General features: G+C 60.5%; 6 protein-coding genes and 1 tRNA gene. 6 read left to right on the forward strand and 1 reads right to left on the reverse strand.

All coding sequences use genetic code 11. The features are described 5' to 3' along the window. The 4 genes from QOC89_RS30755 to QOC89_RS30770 all read left to right on the forward strand — a co-directional run. Positions 1-487 (forward strand): SelB C-terminal domain-containing protein (locus QOC89_RS30755; RefSeq protein WP_323048494.1); only part of this gene is annotated, 487 nt, incomplete at its 5' end. A 50-nt stretch (positions 488-537) separates the two neighbouring features. Then, positions 538-633, forward strand: a tRNA-Sec gene (locus QOC89_RS30760). A gap of 9 nt (positions 634-642) precedes the next feature. Continuing rightward, complete coding sequence (locus QOC89_RS30765) at positions 643-921, forward strand: 2-dehydropantoate 2-reductase N-terminal domain-containing protein (protein ID WP_416340515.1); 279 nt, start codon at positions 643-645, stop codon at positions 919-921. Then, positions 918-1,247, forward strand: coding sequence for a hypothetical protein (locus QOC89_RS30770; protein WP_323048495.1), 330 nt, complete (start codon positions 918-920; stop codon positions 1,245-1,247). The genes QOC89_RS30765 and QOC89_RS30770 overlap by 4 nt, the downstream gene beginning before the upstream one ends. An 85-nt stretch (positions 1,248-1,332) precedes the next feature. Here the strand turns inward: QOC89_RS30770 and QOC89_RS30775 are convergent, their stop codons facing one another. Next, positions 1,333-2,778, reverse strand: coding sequence for a DEAD/DEAH box helicase (locus tag QOC89_RS30775; RefSeq protein ID WP_323048496.1), 1,446 nt, complete (start codon positions 2,776-2,778; stop codon positions 1,333-1,335). A gap of 469 nt (positions 2,779-3,247) precedes the next feature. Between QOC89_RS30775 and QOC89_RS30780 the strand changes: the two genes are divergently transcribed. Together QOC89_RS30780 and QOC89_RS30785 are read left to right on the forward strand one after the other, a co-directional pair. Beyond that, on the forward strand, positions 3,248-3,481 hold the full coding sequence (locus QOC89_RS30780; protein WP_323048497.1) for a hypothetical protein: 234 nt from the start codon (positions 3,248-3,250) through the stop codon (positions 3,479-3,481). 214 nt (positions 3,482-3,695) lie between these two features. Next, the gene (locus QOC89_RS30785; protein ID WP_323048498.1) at positions 3,696-4,817 is read left to right on the forward strand and encodes an L-dopachrome tautomerase-related protein; all 1,122 of its coding nucleotides are present in this window, start codon (positions 3,696-3,698) and stop codon (positions 4,815-4,817) included. The last annotated feature ends 238 nt before the right edge of the window (positions 4,818-5,055 follow it).

Consider the following 5,055-nt stretch of genomic DNA (forward strand, 5'->3'; position numbering starts at 1 on the left):
GCGCGCGCTAGTCGACGATGCGGCGGCGCGCGGCGAGATCGTCAGACGCGGGCCATGGTTGCATCTGCCGGACCATGCGGTGACCCTCGACGCCGCCGATCGTGCGCTCGCCGCAGCGCTGCTCCCCGTGCTGAAAGCGGGACGTTTCGATCCGCCCTGGGTCCGCGATCTGGCCAACGCGCATGGTGTATCCGAGGATCGCGTGCGGCAATTGCTACGCAAGCTCGCGCGGCAGGGCGAGCTTTTTCAGGTCGTGCGGGACCTCTTTTATCATCATGAGGTGATTCGCGAACTGGCATCGATCGCGGCCTCGGAAGCGCAAAAGAATGCGGGTACGGTAGCGGCCGCTCCGTTTCGCGATGTCACCGGTCTTGGCCGAAAACGCGCGATTCAGCTTTTGGAGTTCTTCGACCGGGTTGGTTATACTCGCTTCCACCGTGGCCTGCATTTGATGCGCACGGATAGTCGTTGGCTCGACGTGCTTTGATTGTCGGCACTTGAGTTGCGACGCGTAGGTCACGTAGTTCAATCACCGTAGGAAGGCATTCGTATCCGGTGGTGCGGCTGGGCTTCAAACCCAGTTGAGGGCGTCAGACGCTCTCAGGTCGGTTCGACTCCGGCTGCCTTCCGCCAGACACCCAGGTGGAAGCGGCGGCTCCGTGGTTTTCTGTCTTGTGCAGTGAGAGAACTGTCGTTTGCATGCTGCAAAACGGCGTCGAGCAGAAAGCGCTCGGCGCGCCATATTTGTCCGGCAACCCGGTGCTGCCCTCGGTGGGAAGGTTTCCCGGTCAACGCGAATCGGACGCCTCGGTGTGGCTACGCGGCAAAACGCGCCTCACGTTGCCGGACACGCCGAACACCGGCGTAGTGCTGGCGGCGCTGCCCTCGCAAAACCCCTATTACGTTAGCCGATCATCATGATTTACGTAGACGAATTGAAAAGCGGCGCCTGGACCACTCGCGGTCCGCAAGCCCAACATTGCCGTCTGTTTTCGGACGATCCGACGCCCGATGCGCTGTTTGCAATGGCCTTGCAAATCGGACTTGATCCCGCCTCATGGATCCCCACACGCGCGGCCGACGGCACCTTCACGCCGAAAGGTGCGCCGTACTACTGGATTCGCCTCGACGTGCGAGCGAAAGCTGTCGCTGCCGGCGCACTGCGCCTGAAGAACAAGGACGCCGACCGACTTCTGGCGCGAGTCACGGTCAATGTCTCGAACATGCCAATGCCGGTTGCGGACTAGGGCGTGTTCGCACTTGCGCCGCTGCCTGCCAGCGGGCCGCAAACCGCCAGCCTGTTCCAGGGCTGGCGTTACTCATCCCCACGGATCAGGTTTGGCGTTTGCCGCGGCGATCAGCGGGTTTGGCAGCCGGCTTACGTGAATCCGCAGCTGGCTTGCTGGCGGGTTTGCTGCGTGGCTTTTGCACGCTGAATGGACTACCGCTGGACAAGCTTGTGCCTTTACCCGTGGCCACAGCGCGTTGCGCCGCAGGCTTGCGTTTGTTGTCGCCACTTTGCGGGCGCGGTTTTTTGCTGGGCACCTGCGTGGCGCCCGGCCCAGCTTGCGGCACTTTGGGCCTCTTCGGCTTTTTGGGTTTCTTGATGATCTCGCCCGTCGCGCTCGTTTGCGGCACGCGGTGTTCGGCTTCGAAACCCGGCTCTTCTTCACGGCGCAACGTCTGCCGGATCAGCGCTTCTATCGCGGCCAGTTGCGGCGCTTCATCCGCACATACAAGGGACACCGCCACGCCGCTGGCGCCCGCGCGGCCGGTACGGCCAATGCGGTGCACGTAGTCTTGCGCCACGATCGGCAGATCGACGTTGATCACCAGCGGCAGGTCGTCGATATCCAGCCCGCGCGCAGCCACATCGGTGGCTACCAGCATATTTACTTCGCCCGTCTTGAAGCGCTCCAGCGCACGCATGCGGGCGGGTTGTGGTTTGTCGCCGTGGATGGTGTCGACCGAATAGCCCGCTTCGTCCAGCATGGCCGCCAGGTAATCCACGCCATTGCGGGTCTTGACGAACACCAGCGCGTGCTCCCAGTTGTTCTCGGCCACAAGATGCATGAAGAGATCAGGTTTGTTCTTTTTATCCACGGTCACCACCCACTGCTTGATCTTGCTCGCCGTGGCATTGGGTGGGCTGACGCTGATATTGACCGGGTCGCGCAGAATGCCCGCCGCCATGGCGCGGATGTCATCGGTAAACGTGGCGGAGAACAGCAAGGTCTGGCGCTGAGCGGGCAACGCAGCAAAGACGGCGTTGAGTTCGCGCGCAAAGCCCAGATCCAGCATGCGGTCGGCTTCATCCAGCACCAGCGTTTGTACCTGATCGAACTGCACTGCGTTCTGGCGATTGAGATCCAGCAAACGGCCCGGCGTGGCAACGAGCACATCCACGCCTTTGCGCAACGTCATCATCTGCGGGTTGATACTCACACCGCCGTAGGCGGCCAGAAATCGTAAGTCGAGGCCTTTGCCGTAATCGATAAAGCTTTGCAGCACCTGTTCGGCGAGTTCACGCGTGGGCACCAGCACCAGAACACGCACGCGGTTGCTGGACACCGCCGGGCCGTGTTGCACCAGGCGTTGCAACAGCGGTAGCGCAAAACCCGCTGTTTTGCCCGTGCCGGTCTGTGCCGCAGCCATCACGTCCTTGCCACTGAGCACAGCAGGAATCGCCTTGGCCTGCACCGGCGTAGGTGTCTGGTAATTGAGGTCCCGCACAGTACGCAGCAAGGGATCGATCAGGCCAAGCGAGGCAAAAGACATTGGCGTATTCCGGGCTAAAGCCGCAATTCTAGCGGTTACCGATTCAACGACCCGTTTTTCCGAAGCGGCAGAACCATCGATAAGCCTCAAGCAGAGACTCGCCTGCGTTCTGAGACGGCTCCCACGTAACTATCAAATGCGATCAGGAGATGCTGGATCGCCTGTTCGAGGTCATCTGCCGGCGTTTCAAAAGACTGAATCAGTGGCACCGCTTGCCTCGACGTCAGGGCTTCCAGCAGTTCGGCGTCATCTCATCGTAGCGATTGGCCCTCTCCCGGTCATGTGCGTCGTTCTCCGCACCGAAGCACTTCGATCACCGCGGCGGCACCGCAAACCACCCGCACCGCGTCCGTGACGTGGGCATCAATGGCAGGCTGCTCAATGCAGGAGCGCGATTCCTTTTCTGAGCCCACTATGGTTAGATGTGGCGAAGCCCGAAGGGCCGCCTTACTACTCGAAGGAGCTTCGAATGGAACAGAAGCGCTGGAAATCGACAGTTGCACCCGAAAGGAGAAAGCTTATCCGAAGCAAGATTCACGTCGGCTTGGCGGCTGCAGGAACCCTTTCTGCGGTAGCAGGAATCGCTGTTGCAATAAATGGTGGGCTCGAATTTAATAGGACTAAAGTGCTAGTCGGGGTCGGCATCATTGTCGTCTCGACCGTTCTCTATATCTCAATGCTTTTTATTGCCGCGGACGAGTAAGCTTATCGGCGCATTACACGCTTCAGGCCTTGGCTCGCTCGTAAAAAAGAGGTTGCCCATGACTAACCGTAGTAAGTCTTGAACATCACCCCCAGATAATACGAAGACCGACTCGTCGGCGCAGGCTCGACACCTTCGAGAAAAATCCCGATAGGATTTTGCGCTTTTGCATCTTAGCCTGAACTAGTCAATGATTTTGCATAGGGATACCGAGGTGAAAATAGTGAAGCTTACGAATATTGCGCTACTCTGTGCTGCCATTGCCGCCGGTATTTCCCCAACTGTATCGGCCCAGCCGCAAGGCGATTACGGACCCCCTCTCGAAACCGTCAAGACTTTCGATACATTCAAACTCGTGGGCATTGGCGTGTCCCACGAAGGCCGCATCTTCGCCAGCGCCCCCGCAGCTCAGTCCGGCGACAGGCTCGTCGAGGTCAACGCGCAAAACGGCGCGGTGACTCCCTATCCTGATCAGGCCTGGAATACCGCCGGCACGGATACGGAGCACGAGTGGGCGGTTCCGCAGGCGATGTGGGTGGACAAGGCCGACCATCTCTGGGTACTCGATTCCGGGCGGGCGGTGCTGGCGGGCCCCGGTCCGGGCGCAAAGCCCAAGCTGGTCGAGTTCGATCTCAGCAGCAACAGGGTGATCCGCAGCTATGGGTTCGACGGCACCGTAGCCCCGACCGACTCCCTCAACGATGTGCGCATCGACCTCGTCCATGGATACGCGTACCTGACCAATGTGGCTAATCGCGGAAGCCTGGTCGTGCTGAACCTTGAAACCGGCAAATCGCGGCAGACTCTGGTCGGCGACCGCTCAACCTTTGCCGATCCCCGGCAGCATCTGATGATCGGCGATCAACCGGCGCAAACCAAAGATGGCAAACAGGTCGTGATCCACGCGGATGGCATCGCGCTCTCCCCGGATGCCAACTGGCTCTACTACCGGCCGCTGACCGATCATAACTATTGGCGAGTGCCGACCCGTGCGCTGATCGACGCCGGACTGAGCCCCGCCCAACTGTCGCGCAAGGTGCAATATCTCGGCTCGGCTGAATTGACCGGCGGTTTGATCATGAGCGCGCGCGGGACGCTCTATGGCGGCGATCTCGAACACAGCACCGTGGTTGCGCTCGACATCGATCCTGCTACACACAAAGTAAAATCGCACCTCTTCGTACGCGCTCCCGGCAGACTCTCCTGGGCGGACGGTTTCGCTATCAGCCAGGGTTATCTCTACATCGCAGACTCCCACCTCTGGGAGGTGGCATTCAAGAATGATCTGCCACGTTCCGGGCCGTTCGCTGTCTTCAGGGTGAAGCTGCCCGGTTGAGTTCAGCGCCGAAGCGGGAGTGCATCAGGCCATGGCGGCATTAGCTGTAACGTGATTGAGCGCGCATGCCATGACCACATCGGACAGACTGTGCCGGTCAGTCTGTCGAAGCGCCGAAGCAGCGGCCGCACGATCGCGCCTTGCCCAGGCGCAGGCGCCCGGCGCTCACTGTTGCCTCACCCCCGCAGTCGCACCGGCAAACCCACAAACCATCGCCAGCGTACCGGTCGGTCGTCAG

This window comes from Paraburkholderia sp., assembly GCF_034668105.1.
Lineage (GTDB): Bacteria > Pseudomonadota > Gammaproteobacteria > Burkholderiales > Burkholderiaceae > Paraburkholderia.

Excerpts from the sequence above, each read along its gene's own strand:
- QOC89_RS30780 (WP_323048497.1), top strand. The coding sequence starts at position 3,248 with ATGGAACAGAAGCGCTGGAAATCGACAGTTGCACCCGAAAGGAGAAAG.
- QOC89_RS30775 (WP_323048496.1), bottom strand. The coding sequence starts at position 2,778 with ATGTCTTTTGCCTCGCTTGGCCTGATCGATCCCTTGCTGCGTACTGTG.
- QOC89_RS30770 (WP_323048495.1), top strand. The coding sequence starts at position 918 with ATGATTTACGTAGACGAATTGAAAAGCGGCGCCTGGACCACTCGCGGT.